The organism is Streptomyces sp. NBC_00690 (assembly GCF_036226685.1).
Classification (GTDB): Bacteria; Actinomycetota; Actinomycetes; order Streptomycetales; family Streptomycetaceae; genus Streptomyces.
In genome coordinates, this window is the sequence record NZ_CP109009.1 from 6,439,797 (window position 1) to 6,457,907 (window position 18,111).

Sequence of the window (18,111 nt, forward strand, 5' to 3'; positions counted from 1 at the left end):
TGCTTTTCACCAAAGACCTCAAGGGCTGCTGAAGTGGGGCCGACAAAGGATGCGTGAGTACCCTTGCGCACACCATGATGACCGCCGCCCGCCCCGCTGACACCGGCCTCGCAGGTTCGGGCGAACTCGACCGATACCCCTACGGGGAGCAGCCTGCCGCTGAACGTGTGGCTCCGCCCTCCTGGGACGGGCCAGACACAGAGTTGGGACGCGTTGGCCGCCGCGCTGCCGGTAACCGGGGACGCGGCCTGCACGGCCAACTCGTTCAGCAACTTGGCCAGATGATCGTCTCCGGGGACCTGGGCGCCGATCGTCCGTTGGTTCCCGAGGAGATCGGACAGCGTTTCGAAGTCTCCCGCACCGTCGTGCGGGAGTCGCTCCGCGTCCTTGAGGCCAAGGGCCTGGTCAGCGCTCGCCCCAATGTCGGTACCAGGGTCCGTCCCGTTGCCGACTGGAACCTCCTCGACGCCGACATCATCGAATGGCGCGCCTTCGGCCCCCAGCGCGAGGACCAGCGTCGCGAGCTCTGCGAACTGCGCTGGACCATCGAGCCCCTCGCCGCCCGTCTCGCGGCCGGTCATGGCCGTGAGGACGTTCAGCAGCGCCTGGGTGACATGGTCGAGATCATGGGCCATGCCCTTGCGCAGGGTGATGGGATCACCTTCTCCCGCGCCGATGCCGAGTTCCATTCCCTGCTCATCCAGCTCGCCGGCAACCGCATGCTGGAGCACCTCTCCGGCATCGTCTCGTCCGCCTTGCACGTCTCGGGTGGCCCGGTCACCGGCTGTGACCGACCCAATGAGGCGTCCCTGGGTCACCACGCCCGCATCGCCGACGCCCTCGCCGCCGGCGACTCCCAGGCCGCCGAATCCGCGATGCGCCAGCTGCTGACGGTCCACCCGGAAGGGGAGCGCGTCGTGCCCGCACCCCGCGAGCACTGAACCCGGCCGCGAGGTCGCGTGCGGAGGCGTACATCGGCCGGTTCGGGGCAGGTGTACAGCTGCTGGCCCCGCAGCGGCATGCGGTGGGCCGGGCGTGCGGAGTCGTACCTGCGGAGTGCCACCGGATTCCACGGGGGTCCGGCGGCGCAAATGTACGCTCTGCACCCTCTATGAGTAATTTGCCGCAAATGGGGTGTGACTCGGGCCACGCGAATTGGGCGTAACACTCCTCGGAACAGGGCGATGACCTAAGAGGTGATAGCCGAGGAAGGAATACAGCCGTCGTTCATGACGCTGTGTAGTTCCGCGCAGTTCTGAGGTTCAGCCGCCCGCGCCACCGGCCATCCGCAGCCTGTGGTCGTCGGCTCAAGCCCGATCATGGGCGGGGCCGGAAGCCGTTTCCATCGTTCCGAGAGGTTGTTCGTGTCGGCCAGCACATCCCGTACGCTCCCGCCGGAGATCGCCGAGTCCGAGTCTGTGATGGCGCTCATCGAGCGGGGAAAGGCTGATGGGCAGATCGCCGGCGATGACGTGCGTCGCGCCTTCGAGGCCGACCAGATTCCGCAAACCCAGTGGAAGAATGTTCTGCGCAGCCTCAACCAGATCCTTGAGGAAGAGGGTGTGACGCTGATGGTGAATGCCGCAGAGTCGCCCAGGCGCGCCCGTAAGAGCGTCGCTGCGAAGAGCCCGGCAAAGCGCACCGCCACCAAGACCGTCGCGGCCAAGACGACCACGGCGAAGACCGTCGCGGCCACGTCGGCGACCGAATCCGTCGACGCCCAGGCCGGCGACGAGGTCTCGGGTGCCGCGCCTGCCAAGAAGGCCGCCGCCAAGAAGGCGACGGCCAAGAAGGCGACGGTGAAGAAGACCGCCGCCAAGAAGACGACGGCCAAGAAGACCGCCGCCAAGAAGGACTCCGACGAGCCCGGCGACGGCGAAGAGCTGCTCGACGAGGTGCAGCCGGGCAAGGGCGACGACGAAGAGGCCGAAGGCGAGAGCAAGGGCTTCGTCCTGTCCGACGAGGACGAAGACGACGCTCCTGCGCAGCAGGTCGCCGTCGCCGGAGCCACCGCCGACCCGGTCAAGGACTACCTCAAGCAGATCGGCAAGGTTCCCCTCCTCAACGCCGAGCAGGAGGTCGAGCTCGCCAAGCGCATCGAGGCGGGACTGTTCGCCGAGGACAAGCTGGCGAACTCCGACAAGCTGGCGCCCAAGCTCAAGCGCGAGCTGGAGATCATCGCCGAGGACGGTCGCCGCGCCAAGAACCACCTGCTGGAGGCCAACCTCCGACTGGTCGTCTCGCTGGCCAAGCGCTACACCGGCCGCGGCATGCTCTTCCTGGACCTGATCCAGGAGGGCAACCTCGGTCTGATCCGTGCGGTCGAGAAGTTCGACTACACCAAGGGCTACAAGTTCTCCACGTACGCGACATGGTGGATCCGTCAGGCCATCACCCGCGCGATGGCCGACCAGGCCCGCACCATCCGTATCCCGGTGCACATGGTCGAGGTCATCAACAAGCTTGCGCGCGTCCAGCGCCAGATGCTCCAGGACCTGGGCCGTGAGCCCACCCCGGAGGAGTTGGCCAAGGAGCTCGACATGACCCCGGAAAAGGTCATCGAGGTCCAGAAGTACGGTCGTGAGCCGATCTCCCTGCACACCCCACTGGGCGAGGACGGCGACAGCGAGTTCGGTGACCTCATCGAGGACTCCGAGGCCGTGGTGCCCGCCGACGCGGTGAGTTTCACGCTTCTCCAGGAGCAGCTCCACTCGGTTCTCGACACGCTTTCCGAGCGGGAGGCCGGTGTCGTTTCCATGCGGTTCGGTCTCACGGACGGCCAGCCGAAGACCCTCGACGAGATCGGCAAGGTCTACGGCGTGACGCGTGAGCGCATCCGCCAGATCGAGTCGAAGACCATGTCGAAGCTGCGCCATCCGTCGCGTTCGCAGGTCCTGCGCGACTACCTCGACTAAGGGCTCGCACGCCCTGAGCAACCGCGTTCCCCGAAGGGTCCGGCTTCCTGGTGAAGTCGGACCCTTCGTCGTGTCGCGTCGTGCCGTGTCGATGGATGCGATCAACGGAAGTGGTGGCTCCGGAGCGGCGTGGGGCCGGGCGCCGCAGGTGCGTACACCAGCGTGTTGAATGACTCTGGGTGGACTCCCATTCACGCAAAGTCAGGAGACCCGATGTGTCGTTCTCTCGTACGAGCCCTGACCGGGGCGCTGGCTCTGATCGCCGCGGTGGCAGTGGCCCCGTTGGCGGCGCCCGTACCGGCCCTCGCCGACAGCGTGGTGGTGGGAGGGTTTCCCGTGCGGGCGGCCGATAGTCCCTGGGTGGTGGCGCTGGCCAGTCGTGACCGGTTCGGGGGAACGCGCTCGGGGCAGTTCTGCGGCGGAGTGGTGGTCGCTCCGACCAAGGTGATGACCGCGGCCCACTGTCTGAGTCGGACGGTGCTCGGAGAGGAAGAGATCCCCGACCTCCGGGTGATCGTCGGGCGTACGGAGCTGACCGGTGAGGCCGGTCAGGAGATTCCCGTAACGGAGCGTTGGGTCTCACCTGACTACGATCCGTTCACCAGTAGCTCCGATCTTGCCGTGGTGACCCTTGCGGAAGCTTTGCCGTCGACCCATGTGATCGAGGTTGCTGGTGACGGAGACCCTGCCTATCGGCCGGGGGTGGCCGCGGCCGTCTACGGCTGGGGGGACACCGAGGGCAATGGCAACTACGCCACGTCCCTACGCGCCGCCCAGGTGACCGTGCTTTCTGATGAGACCTGTGAGCGGGCTTATCCGGGGGGTCTGAGCGGGCGCTACGCCGCCGAGACGATGGTCTGCGCCGGAGCCCCTGCAGGCGGCCGTGACGCCTGTCAGGGGGACAGCGGTGGGCCACTGGTGGCAGAGGGGCGGCTGATCGGCCTGGTGTCCTGGGGGAGCGGGTGCGGCCGGGCGGACAGCCCCGGGGTGTACGCGCGGGTCTCAGCACTGCCGGTGCCCCAGTAGGGGCAGGGCGACCCGCGCGGATGGTCTCTGGCAGGGGGCCGCGGGGCCCTTGCGCGCCGAGCGTCCGCGCAAGATCCACTCCGCGGCCTCTACGGCTCTTGGCTTTCAGCCGGAGGCGGGCCGACGGTCGTGGCGACCGTACCGGGTTCTTGTGACGGTACGAGAGCGGGCGGTTGCTCCTGATGGGATCAGGAGCAACCGCCCGTCAGCCGATCTCAGATCGACCTAGCTCGTCGTGGATGTGAGGTGTCAGTGATCCTCTTCGCCGGCACCGGCGGGAACGGCCGTCAGCCGGTCGCTCTCATCCTGTATTTCCGCGGCGATCTTCTTGAGTTCCGGCTCAAACTTGCGTCCGTGGTGGGCGCAGAAGAGCAGTTCACCGCCGCTGGTCAGGACGACACGCAGATATGCCTGGGCGCCGCACCTGTCGCAGCGGTCAGCGGCCGTCAGCGGGCTCGCGGGGGTCAGAACAGTAGTCACGTCGCCTCTTCTCTAGCTCGACGAGCTGTCGTACCAGGGTCAACATCCAACCAGCCCGAAAACGTTCCCGCTCGGGGCTTTTCCTCGAAACTTCTTCTCAAGGCGGCTGTCTGCTGCCGGGTGGCGGCGAATGAGCCGTATTGCTGTGCGCTACGGGTTTCGCGTTGCTTGTGGGTTGCTTGGTCTTGCTCGTACCGGGGACTGCCCTCCCGGCTGGGTTGCCGGTTGTTCATGAGGACGTGCCCGGAGCCTAAATGGTTCATGCCTCGAAGGGAACGTGATGTTCGCGTCACCCCTTCGAGGGATCGAACAAGTATGCGAGGTTGGACTAGCATCGAAAATCTCATGGGTGGCGTTACACCGGCTCTACCAGGCATCGGTACGCTCTGAGCCGGCAACCGACGCCGGGCCTTACCCCACGAGGCCACATTTGAAATTCAGCGAGGAGCGAACCGCGTGACCGCCGAAACGTCCGTGCCGTCCACAGCATTGCTGACCGCGGAGCGTGACGGCTCCAACTACACAGCGCGGCACCTGCTCGTACTCGAAGGCTTGGAAGCGGTCCGTAAGCGTCCCGGCATGTACATCGGGTCCACCGACAGCCGCGGCCTGATGCACTGCATCTGGGAGATCATCGACAACTCGGTCGACGAGGCCCTCGGGGGCTACTGCGACCACATCGAGGTCATCCTCCACGAGGACGGCTCGGTCGAGGTCCAGGACAACGGGCGAGGCATCCCGGTCGACGTCGAGCCCAAGACGGGTCTCTCGGGTGTCGAGGTCGTCCTGACCAAGCTGCACGCCGGAGGAAAGTTCGGTGGTGGCTCCTATGCCGCTTCCGGCGGTCTCCACGGCGTCGGAGCCTCCGTGGTGAACGCGCTGTCGGCCCGTCTCGACGTCGAGGTCGACCGCAACGGCACCATCAACTCGATCAGCTTCCGACGTGGTGTGCCCGGCATCTTCACCGAGCAGGGCCCCGACTCCCCCTTCGACCCGGGCAACGGGCTGCGGAAGGCCAAGCGGATCCCCAAGGCGCGCACCGGCACCCGCGTCCGGTACTGGGCGGACCGCCAGATCTTCCTCAAGGACGCCAAGCTCTCGCTGGAGACGCTGCACCAGCGCGCCCGGCAGACGGCGTTCCTGGTGCCGGGGCTGACGATCGTGGTGCGGGATGAGCGCGATCTCGCCGGCGAGGGCAAGAGCCAGGAGATCTTCCGCTTCGATGGCGGTATCAGCGAGTTCTGCGAGTACCTTGCGCAGGACAAGGCCGTCTGCGATGTGTTGCGGCTCACCGGGCAGGGGATCTTCAAGGAGACCGTTCCCGTACTCGATGACCGGGGGCACATGACACCCACCGAGGTCACACGGGAACTCGCTGTTGATATCGCTCTGCGATGGGGCACCGGCTACGACACCAACGTCAAGTCCTTTGTGAACATCATCGCCACCCCCAAGGGCGGCACCCATGTCTCGGGTTTCGAGCGCTCCATCACCAAGACGGTGAACGAGGCGCTGCGATCGGCCAAGATGCTGCGCGTCGCTGAGGACGACATCGTCAAGGACGACGCTCTGGAGGGCCTGACCGCCGTGGTCACCGTCCGTTTGGCCGAACCCCAGTTCGAGGGGCAGACCAAGGAGGTCCTGGGCACGTCCGCCGCGAACCGGATCGTCGCCACGGTCGTGGCGAAGGAGCTCAAGGCGTTCCTGACCTCCACCAAGCGCGACGCCAAGGCGCAGGCCCGTGCAGTGCTGGAGAAGGCCGTCGCCGCGGCGCGTACCAGGATCGCCGCACGTCAGCACAAGGAAGCGCAGCGTCGCAAGACCGCGCTGGAGACGTCCTCGCTACCGGCGAAGCTGGCCGACTGCCGCAGTGACGACGTCGAGCGCAGTGAGCTGTTCATTGTGGAGGGGGACTCCGCGCTCGGCACCGCCAAGCTCGCCCGCAACAGTGAGTTCCAGGCGCTGCTGCCGATCCGCGGAAAGATCCTCAACGTTCAGAAGTCGTCTGTTTCGGACATGCTGAAGAACAACGAGTGCGGTGCGATCATTCAGGTCATAGGGGCCGGATCCGGACGCACGTTCGACATCGACGCTGCTCGCTACGGCAAGATCGTCCTTCTTGTCGACGCCGATGTGGACGGCGCGCACATCCGATGTCTCCTGCTGACGCTCTTCCAGCGGTACATGCGGCCCATGGTGCAAGCGGGCCGGGTCTTCGCCGCCGTGCCGCCGCTGCACCGGATCGAGCTTGTCCAGCCCAAGAAGGGCCAGGACAAGTACGTCTACACCTACTCCGACAACGAGCTGCGTCAGACGCTGCTGGAGTACCAGCGCAAGAACATCCGCTACAAGGACTCGATCCAGCGCTACAAGGGCCTCGGCGAGATGGACGCCGACCAACTCGCGGAGACCACGATGGACCCGCGCCACCGGACGCTGCGCCGGATCAACATCGGTGACCTCGACTCCGCCGAGCAGGTTTTCGATCTCTTGATGGGGAATGAGGTCGCCCCCCGCAAGGAGTTCATCACCAGTTCCGCGGCGACCCTGGACCGCTCCCGCATCGACGCCTGACCCGCGGCCGGCATCGCGGAACCTTCCCTTCCATGTGGCCGGAAATCGGTGCTCGGGACGTCGTACAGCGTCTTGGAGTCACATGAACACCACCCGTGGGTGGAGCCCAAGGCTCCACCCACGGGCTGTTCTGCGGGTTGCTCCCGCTCCGTAGCATCGGCGATGACCGAGGGGTCCGGGAGCGAGTGCCCGGCCCCTTCCTAGCCGACAGAGGGGGAGGGCACGCGTGCGGAGCAACAAGTGGACCGCCTGGCCCATACAGGAGTCGCTGACCCATCTCGGCATGCCCCGTGGGCGTACCGTCCTCGACCTGGTGCTGATGGCCGCCCTGTCGGCATGGGCCCTGTTCGGCGCCTATGTGTCCGGGGACTTCTCCGGCGCGGCGGGTGTGATTCCACCCCTGGCGCTCCTGTGCTGCATTGCCGCGGTCTTCGCCTACCACCACACCACCCTCGACAATCGGCTGCTGCCCTCCCTCGCGCTGCTCGCTGGGATCGCCGCCATGGGCTGGGGTGCCTCGGTAGCTGGCGGCCTGGTCCCCTCGACCGTGCTGTGGATCACCACCGCCCTCAGCGCCATGGAACGGCTCCCACTGGCTTCCGGCCTCGGCGCCGGGCTCCTCGCCCTGGCCTTCGTCGTGATGGGGTTCGACTACGCGCCGGGTTCCTGGCTCACGGTAGGCGCGGTGCTCCTCGGCGGCTTCTCCCTGCGGCTCGACGCCCAGGCGCGCGGTGCAGGGTTCCGTCTGCTGGCCCAGGAACGGACGGCGCGTGAGGCCGAAGCCAGGTCCGCCGCCCTCGCCGAGAGGGCACGCATCGCCCGGGAGATCCACGACGTCCTCGCGCACAGCCTCTCCGCGCAACTCGTCCATCTGGAGGCGGCGCGACTCCAGATCGAACGCGGCCCCGAAGGCCCCTTTCGTGACCAGATCCTCGAACGCGTTGTCGCCGCCCGTGGGATGGCCCGCGAGGGACTCGCCGAGACCCGCCAGGCACTCTCCGCGCTCCGTGGCGAGATCGCTCCCGTCGAGGACTACCTACGCGAGCTGGCCGGGGCCGATGGGACGGAATCCGAGGTCAGGGGCGAGCGCCAGCCGCTGACCGCCGAGATCTCGCAGACAGTGCGACGCGTGGCACAGGAGGCGCTGACGAATGCCCGCAAGCACGCGCCGGGCGCCAAGGTGCGGATGCTGTTGGCGTACGAGACGTCCGGGGTGACCCTGGAGGTCCGGGACGCCGGTGCCCAACGGGACAGCGGGGAGCTGGGTTCATCCGGATCCGGGTACGGTCTGTTGGGGATGCGCGAGCGGGCGGAACTGCTCGGCGGCACCCTGGAGGCGGGACCGGAGGGGGACGGCTTCGTGGTGCGACTGAGAGTGCCGGTATGACCGAGGAATCGATCGGGGGGACGCCGATGGACCCCTGGCCAGGCATGGGGGCCGACGGCGCCGGCGGAGCGAAGGCGCCGGGCCACTCGGTCCGCAGCCACCTGGAGGGCATCGAGCCCACCACATCCGCACCCGCCCGTGTGGTCGTCGCCGACGATCAGACCGTGGTGCGCGAGGGCATCGTGATGCTGCTCGGACTGCTGCCCGGGATCGAGGTCGTCGGTACGGCGAAGGACGGTGCCGAGGCGGTCGCCCTGGTCGCCGAACTCGCTCCCGATGTGGTCCTGATGGACCTGCGGATGCCCCGGTGCGACGGGGTGGAGGCCACTCGCCGCATCCGTGAGACGTACCCCGGGACCCAGGTGGTGGTCCTCACGACGTACGCGGACGACGCCTCACTCTTTCCCGCCTTGCGCGCCGGAGCCCGCGGCTATCTGACCAAGGACGCGGACGGCGATGAGATCGCCCGCGCGGTCCGTGATGTCATCGAAGGGCGGGCCTGGTTGACGCCCGTGGTGCAGCGAAGGCTTCTGGAGCAGCTCACGGCGGGCCAGGCACCGGCCGCTCCCCGGCTCCCCGACGGGCTGACCAGCCGTGAGGGGGAGGTGCTGGCACTGATCGCAGACGGCCTCACCAACGGCGAGATCGCCCGCCGGTTGCACATCTCCAACGCCACGGTGAAGACCCATATCAACAATCTCTTCGCGAAGGCCGACCTCCACGATCGGGCGCAGGCCGTGCGCTATGCCTATCGGGAGGGCCTCGCGCAGCCACCTGGCTCCAGCATCACCTGATGGTGTGAAGCACTTCTGCACATGAGTCCGGGATCTTCCCCTTCTGTCCATCCTGAGGCACGCGGCCGAAAAGGTTCGCTGACCAAGGGGTGTTGAGCGGTGGAGAAGCAGGCAGGACAGTGGGCAGCGTCGGTGCGGCCCGAGGGGGCGTGGGACGGCGCAGCCGCCTCCGGCCGGATCGATCGCCTGGCCAGGCACGATTCACGGGCCGATGAGGGCCCGGTACCGAGCATCGAAACGGGGCCCGGCATCTCGTTTCGGGGCGAGGGGGAACCACCGTATCCGGGGGGTCTCTTCGGCTGGAACCAGCCACTCGTCCAGGCTTCCGTACCGCCCGGATCGGCGCGGCTCGTCGACTCCCCGAGCACCGTGGACGTCTACCGGGAGGTGCAGCGCGGGGCCGCCTTCCAACAGGTGCGCCGCCGCTATCGCCGGTTCGTCGGACCGGCCGCCGTCGCCTTTCTGCTCTGGTACTTCGGCTATGTGGTGGCCGTCGTCACCGCACCGGGGCTGATGGCCCGACCGGTGATCGGCGCGCTGAACGTGGCCCTGCTCGCCGGCCTGGCGCAGTTCCTCACCACCTTCCTGCTCACCTGGGCCTACGCCGGTCATGCGCGGCGCTACCGGGACCGTGCGGCACTGGAGTTGCGGTGGACGGTGTACGAGCGGGCCGGCGCACACCGGTCGGCAGCCGCCGTGCACGACGGATCGCACCGGATGGGATCGGGGGCCGGCCGATGAGCGGCGATCACCAGGTCCTTGCGCTGTTGCTGTTCGGTGCGTTCATCGCGGCCACCTTGTGCATCACCAGCCGGGTCGGCCGCGGCAAACAGGGGTCACCGGAGGAGTTCTACGCGGGCGGGCGGCAGTTCTCCGCGATGGAGAATGGATTCGCCATCGCGGGGGACTATCTGTCGGCCGCCTCCTTCCTGGGGATCTCCGGAGCGATCGCACTCTTCGGCTACGACGGGATGCTGTACTCGATCGGCTTTCTCGTCGCCTGGCTCGTAGTGCTGTTCTTCACCGCCGAACTCGTCCGCAACTGCGGCCGTTTCACCCTGGCCGACGTGATCGCGTCCCGGTTGCGGGAGCGCCCGGTGCGCCGCGCAGTGGGTACGTCATCCCTCGTCGTCTCGCTCCTGTACCTGGTGGCGCAGATGGTGGGTGCGGGCAGTCTGGTGGCGCTGCTCCTCGGCGGTACGAGCGGTCAAACGCGCTGCTGGGCGATGGTCGCGGTCGGTGCGCTGATGGTGATTCACGTGTCATTCGGCGGGATGCGGGCCACCACCTGGATCCAGATCGTGAAGGCCGCCCTGCTGCTGGCGGGGACGCTCGCGCTGACTGTCCTCGTACTCATTCGGTTCCACGGGGACGTCAACGCCCTGCTCAACTCGGCCGCGGAGCACAGCGGTCACGGCCGTGCCTTTCTCGCGCCCGGACTCCACTACGGCGGGAACTGGACCGCGCGGCTGGATTTCATCAGCCTCGCACTGGCGCTGGTCCTGGGCACGGCGGGTCTGCCGCACATTCTGTCTCGATTCTCCACCGTGCCGACGGCGCGGGCGGCGCGGCGCTCGACCGTGTGGGCCATCGGTCTCGTCGGCAGCTTCTCTGTGATGACGATCGTGCTCGGGTTCGGTGCCGCCGCGGTGGTCGGCAGCGACCGGGTGCGCGCGGCGCACGCGGCGGGCAACACGGCCGTTCCCCTGCTGGCGCTCGACCTCGGGGGCGGCGCCGGCTCCACCTCGGGAACCGTGCTGTTCGCGGTGGTGGTCTCGATCGCCTTCGCGACCGTTCTGGCCGTGGTTGCGGGGATCACCCTGGCCTGTTCGGCGTCGATCGCGCACGATCTCCATCGCTCTGTGCAGCGTCCGGGATCCCGACCGCGCAGCGAGGTCGCCGTCGCACGCGTCGCCGCGGTCGGTGTCGGGGCGGTCGCCATCGTGCTCGGACTGCTTGCCCGCGATCTGAACGTGGCGTTCCTGGTCGGGTTGGCGTTCGCGGTTGCGGCGTCCGCCAACCTCCCGGCCCTCGTCTACTCCCTGTTCTGGCGGGACTTCACCACACGCGGTGCCGTGTGGGCGGTGTACGGGGGCTTGGGGTCGGCGGTCCTGCTCGTGGTGTTCTCCCCGGTGGTGTCGGGGAGTGCGGAGTCGCTCGTGCCTGGGTGGGACTTCCATCTCTTCCCGCTCCAGAACCCCGCACTGGTCTCCGTGCCGCTTGGATTCATGAGCGGTTGGCTCGGTACCCGACTGTCCGTCGAGCCGGGCGACGCGGATGCTTACGCCGAGACGGAGGTGCGGGCCCTGACGGGGGCGGGTTCCGTATGAGGGCCTCACCTCGCCGTCCGGTGGCCCACAGTCCGTCTCGGCGTGGGCGTGGCGTAGGCGTACCGTTCCGGCAGTTCGGCGGAAGGGGCCGTTCAGGCGCGAAGGTTGTCCCGGTGCAAGGTTTCTTCAGGTACTCGGGGCCCAGCGGTAGAGGTGCTCGGGCCGTCCTGTGTCGCCGTACCGCAGGCTCAGCCGGACCCGATTGGTGCGCTCCAGCAGCTTCAGGTAGCGCTGGGCGGTCTGCCTGCTCAGTCCCGTACGGTCGGCGATCTCCTGGGCGGACAACGGATCCTCGGCCGCCAGGAGGACCTGACGAACGGTGGCAGCCGTCGTCGGCGAGTGGCCCTTGGGGAGGTCGGGGGTGAGGGAACTGGCCGACAGGGCCCCGAAGATGCGGTCGACTTCGGCTTGTTCCGCCTCCCCGCCGCGGCTCAGGGTTCGTCGTAGGCCGGCGTACGCCTCCAGCTTGGTCCGCAGCCCGGCGAAGTTGAACGGCTTCACCAGGTACTGGAGTGCGCCGTGCCGCATGGCCGCCTGCACGGTGGCCACATCGCGGGCCGCCGTCACCATGATCACATCGGTCTGATGGCCGAGGCGGCGCAGTTCGCGCACGACGGCGAGGCCATTGCCGTCCGGGAGGTAGTGGTCCATGAGGATGAGGTCCACCGATGAATCGTTCATCCTCGCCAGCGCATCCGCGGCGGAATGCGCCTTCGCGGAGACATGGAAGCCGGGCACCTTCGCGGCGTAGGCGGCATTGATCTCCGCCACCCGTACATCGTCGTCCACGACCAGGACATCAATGGGGCGATGGGGGCGGCCGTCTCCAGGGCCCGTGCAGCCGCGCCCCGCTCCCGTCGCGTATCCGTCCCTCATCGCGCCTCCCCGGAGGCGACGGGCTCGGGCTCGACCATCTCGGGCCCGGAGAGTTCGCTCAGGGCTTCCGGGAGGACGACGGTGAACTCCGCTCCGCCGCCCGGCGCTTCGTGTACCTGGGCGCTACCGCCCTGACGCTCCGCCGCCCTGCGCACCAGCGCCAACCCGAGGCCGCGCTTGCCGTGGGCGGGGAGCTTCTTGGTGGTCCAGCCCTCCGTGAAGATCAACTCGCGTTGTGCCTCGGGGACCCCGGGACCGGTGTCCGTCACTCTGAGGACCACGGTGCGGCCCTCGACATGCAGTTCCACTTCGATATGGGCGTCTTCGCAGCCGGCCGCCGCGTCCATGGCGTTGTCCACGAGGTTGCCGACCACCGTGACCAGTCCACGGGGGTCGACCAGCCGGTCAGGCAACAGCGATTCCGGCGATACGCGCAGGGAGACACCGCGCTCGGCGGCCACCGTCGCCTTGCCGACCAGCAGCGAGGCGAGGAGCGGATCGTGGATCTTCTCCGTGACCTGCTCGGCGGTGGCCCGGTGGACGCCCACCACCTCGGTGATGAACTCGACCGCCTCGTGGTGCATCTCCAGTTCCAGCAGGCCGAGCACGGTGTGCATGCGGTTGGCGTGCTCGTGGTCCTGGGCCCGGAGCGCGTCGATCAGACCGCGGGTCGAGTCCAGCTCCCGCCCCAGCTGTTCCAGTTCGGTGCGATCGCGCAGGGTGGCCACCGCACCTCCGTCATCGGTGGGCATCCGGTTGGCTATGAGGACCCGGTGGCCGCGCACGGTCACCAGATCGACGCCGGTGACCCGTCCGGCCAGGACATCGGTGGTACGGCCCTCGCCGAGCACCTGGTCGAGGGGGAGCCCCTTGGCGTCCGGGCCGATGCCCAGCAGTCGCTGTGCCTCGTCGTTCATCAGCCGTATCCGGCCATGGGCGTCGAGTGCGACCACCCCTTCGCGTATTCCGTGCAGCATGGCTTCTCGCTCGGCCAGCAGTGCCGAGATATCGGAGAAGGCCAGGTCATGGGTTTGACGCTGAAGCCTGCGGGAGATCAGGTATGCGGCGAGAGAGCCCGCGGCAAGTGCGCCACCCGCGTAGAGCAGCAGCCCAGGAATGGCGGAGAACAGTCGGTCCCGGACGCTGTCGTATTCGATGCCGACCGAGACCGCGCCGACGATCCGACCGGTCCCGTCCCGAAGCGGAACCTTTCCTCTGGCCGAGCGGCCTAGGGTGCCGCTGTCGATCTCCATGATCTCTTCGCCGGCCAGGGGCACGCTCGGGTCGGTGGAGACGACCCGGCCGATCTCCTTGAGCGAGGTGTGCGACCAGCGGACCCCACCCGTGTCCATGATCACGATGTACTCGGCGTCCGTGGCCTGCCTGATGCGTTCGGCATCCGCCTGGACCGGCCCCTGTGGCGTGGGGCGGCTGTTCATCAGCTTGTCGGCGATCTCCGGCGACGCGGTGGTCTGCGCGATCGCCAGGGCGCGGCGCATCGCCTGATCGTCCAGTTGGGCACTGAGCGGGGCCAGGAAGAAGCCGGTGGCCAGTACGGTGACCCCGGCGGCGATGGCCAGCTGCATCAGTAGGACTTGGGAGAAGACCCGCTGCGGCCAGCCGAACCGCCGTCGTCTGGCCGGGGCGGTCGGTTCGGGGCTCATGGATAGGAACGGTAAGGGGCAAGCGGCCCTTTCCGAAATCATGCATCTCACAGTCGACGCTCTGCGAGGTCATGAATACAGGGGCGACATGATGCGGATCTTGGCTCTCCGGTTGATGGCGCGAGCATGGTCCCCACGACGGCTCAGGTCGAGGCGGACGCCCGCCGCCCGGACCGCCTAGGGCACGGCCCTGGGCGGTTGCGGACCGTCGTACTGGCCGCTGGTGCGCAACCGCAGCCCCGGCTCCCCGTACTCCTCCAGCGCATGGGCGATCCAGCCGGCGGTCCTGGCCACGGCGAACACGGTCTCGCCCGCTTCAGGCCGCATCCGGGAGGCCAATGACAGGGTGGCCAGCGCCAGGTCCACATTGCCGCACAGCTGTGTCTGGCGGGCGGTCGCCGCCTCCACCGCACGGGCTGCCCCCAGGGCCGCTCCCGCCGTCGGCATCCGCTCCAGGGCGGCGAAGAGGGCTTCTGCGCGGGGGTCGGGACCCGAGTAGAGACGGTGCCCCAATCCCGGTACCGGTCGGCCCGCCCGCAGATGGTCCGCCACGACCGCCGCCGCGCTGCCCCGCTCCAGTACTTCGGCCAGCATCCGGTGGGCGAGCCCGCTGGCCGCCCCGTGCAGCGGCCCGTCCAGGGTCCCGAGCCCTGCTGACACCACGGCGTACGGATGGGCCCGCGCGGACGCCGCGACCCGTACGGCCAGGGTGGAGGCGGCCAGATCGTGGTCGATGAGCAGCGAGAGCGCCAGATCCAGGGCCCGCAGGGATGCGGTGTCCGGGCGATTCGCGGTCAGCCGGCTCCAGAGCCGCTCGGCGATCGGGGCATCGGGGTGAGGCGGCTCACCGCACGGCGGCAGGGCGTCGACCAGGGTGGGGATCAGCATCCGGGCGACGCCCAGCACCGCGTCCCGCCCCAGATCGAAGCGCAGGGGGTCGGTCACCCCGGCGGCGATGGCCGCGACGCGCAGCCGGTCCGCCGAACCGCTGCTCTCGGGCAGCGCCTCGATCGAGCGTCGAGCCGCTGCCAGGGCTTCGGGGGGCGCGGTGAAACGGACCTCGGTGTGCAGGGTCCCGGTCCATAGCCACTCCGCGATCTGCTCGTAGTGGTGGCGCCCGGCCAGTTCGGTGGCGTCCACCCCGCGGAAGTAGTAGCGGTCGCCGTCGATCAGTGTGATGCGGGTACGGATGCGGGGGGTGTCGCCACCCGCGGCCGGTTCCCGTCGGCCCTTGCGGGCGAGCGCCTCGACCTCGCGGGCGTCGAAGGTGCTGCCGCGTCCCTCCGGATCGCGGCGGCTGGTCAGCTGCCCCCGGCTCGCATAGGCGTACACCGTCGCGGGTTTCACCCCGAGCCGGTCGGCGGTTTCGCGGGTGGTCAGCCGGGGCGCGTCGGCCGAGTGGTCGGTCATAAGGACACCGTACCCACTCCATAGGCATATTGATTCAATCAATATTGACAATGATTGCGTCAAGCATGGACAGTCGAATCATGTCTGAGGAGGAGACCATGCACACCACTGCCGAAGCGATCTCAGCCCCCGCCGTACCGCGCGGACTCGCGGGCGTCATCGTCACCGACACCGGGATCGGGGACGTCCGCGGCCGGGAGGGCTTCTACCACTACCGCCAGTACAACGCCGTGGAACTGGCCGCCAACCGCAGCTTCGAGGACGTCTGGCACCTGATGGTGCACGGACGGCTGCCCGATGCCGCCGAACAGGCCGACTTCCTCGCCCGCACCGCCGCGCTGCGGGCCCTCCCCGCGGAGATGCGCTCCGTACTGCCCGCCATCTCCCGGGCTACCTCCCCTTCCGGGCCCCTCGCCGGACTGCGCACCGCCCTGTCGATGTTCGGCGCGCTCGCCGGGCTGAGCCCGGTGTACGACCTGGACGACGAAGGGCGCCGCAATGATGCACTCGCCGCCTGCGCTGTCGTACCCACCCTGCTCACCGCCCTGTACCGGCTGGGTCAGGGGCTCGCCCCCGTCGAACCGCGCACCGATCTGCCGTACGCCGCCAACTACCTCTACATGCTCACCGGCACCGAGCCGGACCCCGGCCGCGCACGGGCGATCGAGCAGTACCTCATCTCCACCATCGACCACGGTTTCAACGCCTCCACCTTCACCGGTCGGGTCATCGCCTCCACCGGGGCGGACGTCGTCGCCTGTCTGACCGGCGCGATCGGTGCGCTCTCCGGACCGCTGCACGGTGGCGCCCCGAGCCGTGCACTGGATGCTCTGGACGCCATCGGCACCCCCGACCGCATCCGCCCCTGGGTGCGGGAACGGGTCATCGCGGGTGATCGGATCATGGGCTTCGGGCACCCCGTCTACCGCACTCAAGACCCTCGCTCGCAGATGCTGCGCACCATCGCGGAGGGCTTCGGCGGACCGCTGGTCGACTTCGCCGTACAGATGGAGGCGGAGGTGGAACAGCTCCTGGCCGAGCTCAAACCGGGACGCGAACTGCACACGAACGTCGAGTTCTACGCGGGCGTCGTGATGGAGCTGTGCGGACTGCCGCGGTCGATGTTCACCCCGACGTTCTGTGCGGCCCGAGTGATCGGCTGGAGCGCCAATATCCTGGAGCAGGCGGCCGACTCCAAGATCATCCGCCCGGCGGCCCGCTATGCGGGTCCGCCCCCGCCCCAGCCCGTGCCCGTCCTGTGAGAGGCCCCAGGTGAGTTCGCTTCCAGATCCGAGCCGACAGATCCCCGTCATCGTCCTCGCGGGCTTCCTCGGATCGGGGAAGACCACCTTGCTCAACCATCTGTTGCGGGCGAGCCGAGGCACCCGCATCGGAGCGATCGTCAACGACTTCGGGTCGATCGAGATCGACGCCATGACGGTCGCCGGTCAACTCGGCGACTCCACGGTCTCGCTCGGCAACGGCTGTCTGTGCTGCGCCGTGGACGCCAGCGAACTCGATGTCTTCCTCGACAAGCTCACCCGGCCCGCTGCCCGCCTCGATGTGATCGTCATCGAGGCCAGCGGGCTCGCCGAACCCTCCGAACTGGTCCGGATGCTGCTCGCCAGCGAGAACGAACGGATGGTCTACGGCGGGCTCGTGGAAGTGGTCGACGCCGCCGAGTACGAGACCACCCGCGAACGCCACCCCGAGATCGACCGCCACCTCGCCCTCGCCGACCTGGTGGTGCTCAACAAGACCGACCGGGTCGACCGGGACGCGCTCGACCGGCTGCGGAAGGAACTCAAGGCCCCGGGGACCCTGGTCGAATCCCGCTACGGACGGGTTGACCCGGAGCTGTTCTTCGATCGCAGGCCCAGTACGGAACGGGTCGGCCAACTCGCCTTCGATGACCTTCTGACGGACGACCTTCTGACGGACGACGTCTGCGAGGGCCGGTCCGGCTGCGGCCATGAACACCACCTCCACACCTCGTACGAGAGCGTCGCCTTCACCTCCAGCGCGCCCCTGCATCCGCGTCGACTGCTGGACTTCCTCGACACCCGGCCCGAGGGGCTCTACCGGATCAAGGGGTTCATCGACTTCGGGGCGGCCGACCCCCGCAACCGCTACGCCGTGCACGCGGTCGGGCGGTTCCTGCGGTTCTATCCCGAACCCTGGCCGCGCGGTGCCGAGCGGCTGAGTCAACTGGTCCTCATCGGCGCCGGCGTCGACGGGCCGACCCTGCTGGGGGAGTTGGACGCCACGCGCGTCCACGACCAGGACGAAGCGTCCGACGAGCGCAGCATGTGGGGTGTGCTGCGCTATGTGCAGGAGCCGTCAGAGGAATCCGACGACGCCCATGACGCTGACGGCTCTGACCGCGATTCGGCGCCGGACGCCGTGGCCCGGAGCCGGGAGACGATCGAGTCGTACGCCTGGACCGGTCCAGGCGAGGAGGCGTAGGCCGCCGCTCTGCCGTCAAGGGCTCGTTCGATCGCGTGGGCCCGTGCGTGGTCAGAGATGGGTACGGGCCTGGTGGGCCGGGCTCCCGCGGTGATCCGGCCCTCGCGAACCTTGCAGCGGGCGTCCCCGACCTGAGCCACCGACGCGAGCGCCCGCCCCAGCCCCACAGCCCCCACTACGGGGTTCCAC

Annotated in this window: 14 protein-coding genes; 10 read left to right on the forward strand and 4 right to left on the reverse strand. The window is 68.5% G+C overall.

Translation table 11 applies throughout. From position 1 onward, the window contains the following. Positions 1-53 precede the first annotated feature (53 nt). The 3 genes from OID54_RS28255 to OID54_RS28265 all read left to right on the forward strand — a co-directional run bounded on the left by OID54_RS28255 (position 54) and on the right by OID54_RS28265 (position 3,941). Complete coding sequence (locus tag OID54_RS28255; protein WP_329023993.1) at positions 54-941, forward strand: FadR/GntR family transcriptional regulator; 888 nt, start codon at positions 54-56, stop codon at positions 939-941. 423 nt (positions 942-1,364) lie between these two features. Then, positions 1,365-2,915: an RNA polymerase sigma factor gene (locus tag OID54_RS28260; protein WP_329023996.1), complete on the forward strand. Its 1,551-nt coding sequence runs from the start codon at positions 1,365-1,367 to the stop codon at positions 2,913-2,915. A 213-nt stretch (positions 2,916-3,128) separates the two neighbouring features. Further along, positions 3,129-3,941, forward strand: coding sequence for a serine protease (locus OID54_RS28265; protein ID WP_329023998.1), 813 nt, complete (start codon positions 3,129-3,131; stop codon positions 3,939-3,941). 249 nt (positions 3,942-4,190) lie between these two features. Here OID54_RS28265 and OID54_RS28270 read toward each other — a convergent pair whose 3' ends face one another. Beyond that, positions 4,191-4,421: a DUF7455 domain-containing protein gene (locus OID54_RS28270; RefSeq protein ID WP_329024000.1), complete on the reverse strand. Its 231-nt coding sequence runs from the start codon at positions 4,419-4,421 to the stop codon at positions 4,191-4,193. A 456-nt stretch (positions 4,422-4,877) separates the two neighbouring features. On the opposite strand from OID54_RS28270, the gene OID54_RS28275 reads away from it, so the two are divergent. From OID54_RS28275 to OID54_RS28295, 5 genes are all read left to right on the forward strand, one after another. Continuing rightward, positions 4,878-6,995 (forward strand): DNA gyrase/topoisomerase IV subunit B, encoded by a 2,118-nt coding sequence (locus OID54_RS28275; protein WP_329024002.1) that lies wholly within the window; start codon positions 4,878-4,880, stop codon positions 6,993-6,995. Between the two features lie 226 nt (positions 6,996-7,221). Beyond that, entirely contained in the window at positions 7,222-8,382 is a 1,161-nt protein-coding gene (locus OID54_RS28280) for a sensor histidine kinase (protein WP_329024004.1), read from the forward strand. Continuing rightward, positions 8,379-9,176: a response regulator transcription factor gene (locus tag OID54_RS28285; protein WP_329024006.1), complete on the forward strand. Its 798-nt coding sequence runs from the start codon at positions 8,379-8,381 to the stop codon at positions 9,174-9,176. The genes OID54_RS28280 and OID54_RS28285 overlap by 4 nt, the downstream gene beginning before the upstream one ends. Positions 9,177-9,275: 99 nt before the next feature. After that, positions 9,276-9,917 carry a DUF485 domain-containing protein gene (locus OID54_RS28290; RefSeq protein WP_329024007.1) on the forward strand — a complete coding sequence of 214 codons (642 nt, stop codon included), beginning with the start codon at positions 9,276-9,278 and terminating at the stop codon, positions 9,915-9,917. Beyond that, the gene (locus OID54_RS28295) at positions 9,914-11,506 is read left to right on the forward strand and encodes a solute symporter family protein (RefSeq protein ID WP_329024008.1); all 1,593 of its coding nucleotides are present in this window, start codon (positions 9,914-9,916) and stop codon (positions 11,504-11,506) included. Before OID54_RS28290 ends, OID54_RS28295 begins: the two co-directional genes overlap by 4 nt. A gap of 126 nt (positions 11,507-11,632) precedes the next feature. Here the strand turns inward: OID54_RS28295 and OID54_RS28300 are convergent, their stop codons facing one another. From OID54_RS28300 to OID54_RS28310, 3 genes are all read right to left on the reverse strand, one after another. Then, positions 11,633-12,382, reverse strand: a complete 750-nt coding sequence (locus OID54_RS28300) for a response regulator (RefSeq protein ID WP_329024010.1) — start codon at positions 12,380-12,382, stop codon at positions 11,633-11,635. Beyond that, positions 12,379-14,046 carry a sensor histidine kinase gene (locus OID54_RS28305; RefSeq protein WP_329024012.1) on the reverse strand — a complete coding sequence of 556 codons (1,668 nt, stop codon included), beginning with the start codon at positions 14,044-14,046 and terminating at the stop codon, positions 12,379-12,381. Before OID54_RS28305 ends, OID54_RS28300 begins: the two co-directional genes overlap by 4 nt. A 177-nt stretch (positions 14,047-14,223) precedes the next feature. Further along, positions 14,224-15,456 (reverse strand): citrate synthase, encoded by a 1,233-nt coding sequence (locus OID54_RS28310; RefSeq protein ID WP_329024013.1) that lies wholly within the window; start codon positions 15,454-15,456, stop codon positions 14,224-14,226. A gap of 80 nt (positions 15,457-15,536) precedes the next feature. Here OID54_RS28310 and OID54_RS28315 point away from each other — a divergent pair, with 80 nt between their 5' ends. Both OID54_RS28315 and OID54_RS28320 read left to right on the forward strand, forming a co-directional pair. Further along, positions 15,537-16,718, forward strand: a complete 1,182-nt coding sequence (locus tag OID54_RS28315) for a citrate synthase/methylcitrate synthase (protein ID WP_329024016.1) — start codon at positions 15,537-15,539, stop codon at positions 16,716-16,718. A gap of 10 nt (positions 16,719-16,728) precedes the next feature. Next, the gene (locus tag OID54_RS28320; protein WP_329024018.1) at positions 16,729-17,922 is read left to right on the forward strand and encodes a CobW family GTP-binding protein; all 1,194 of its coding nucleotides are present in this window, start codon (positions 16,729-16,731) and stop codon (positions 17,920-17,922) included. The last annotated feature ends 189 nt before the right edge of the window (positions 17,923-18,111 follow it).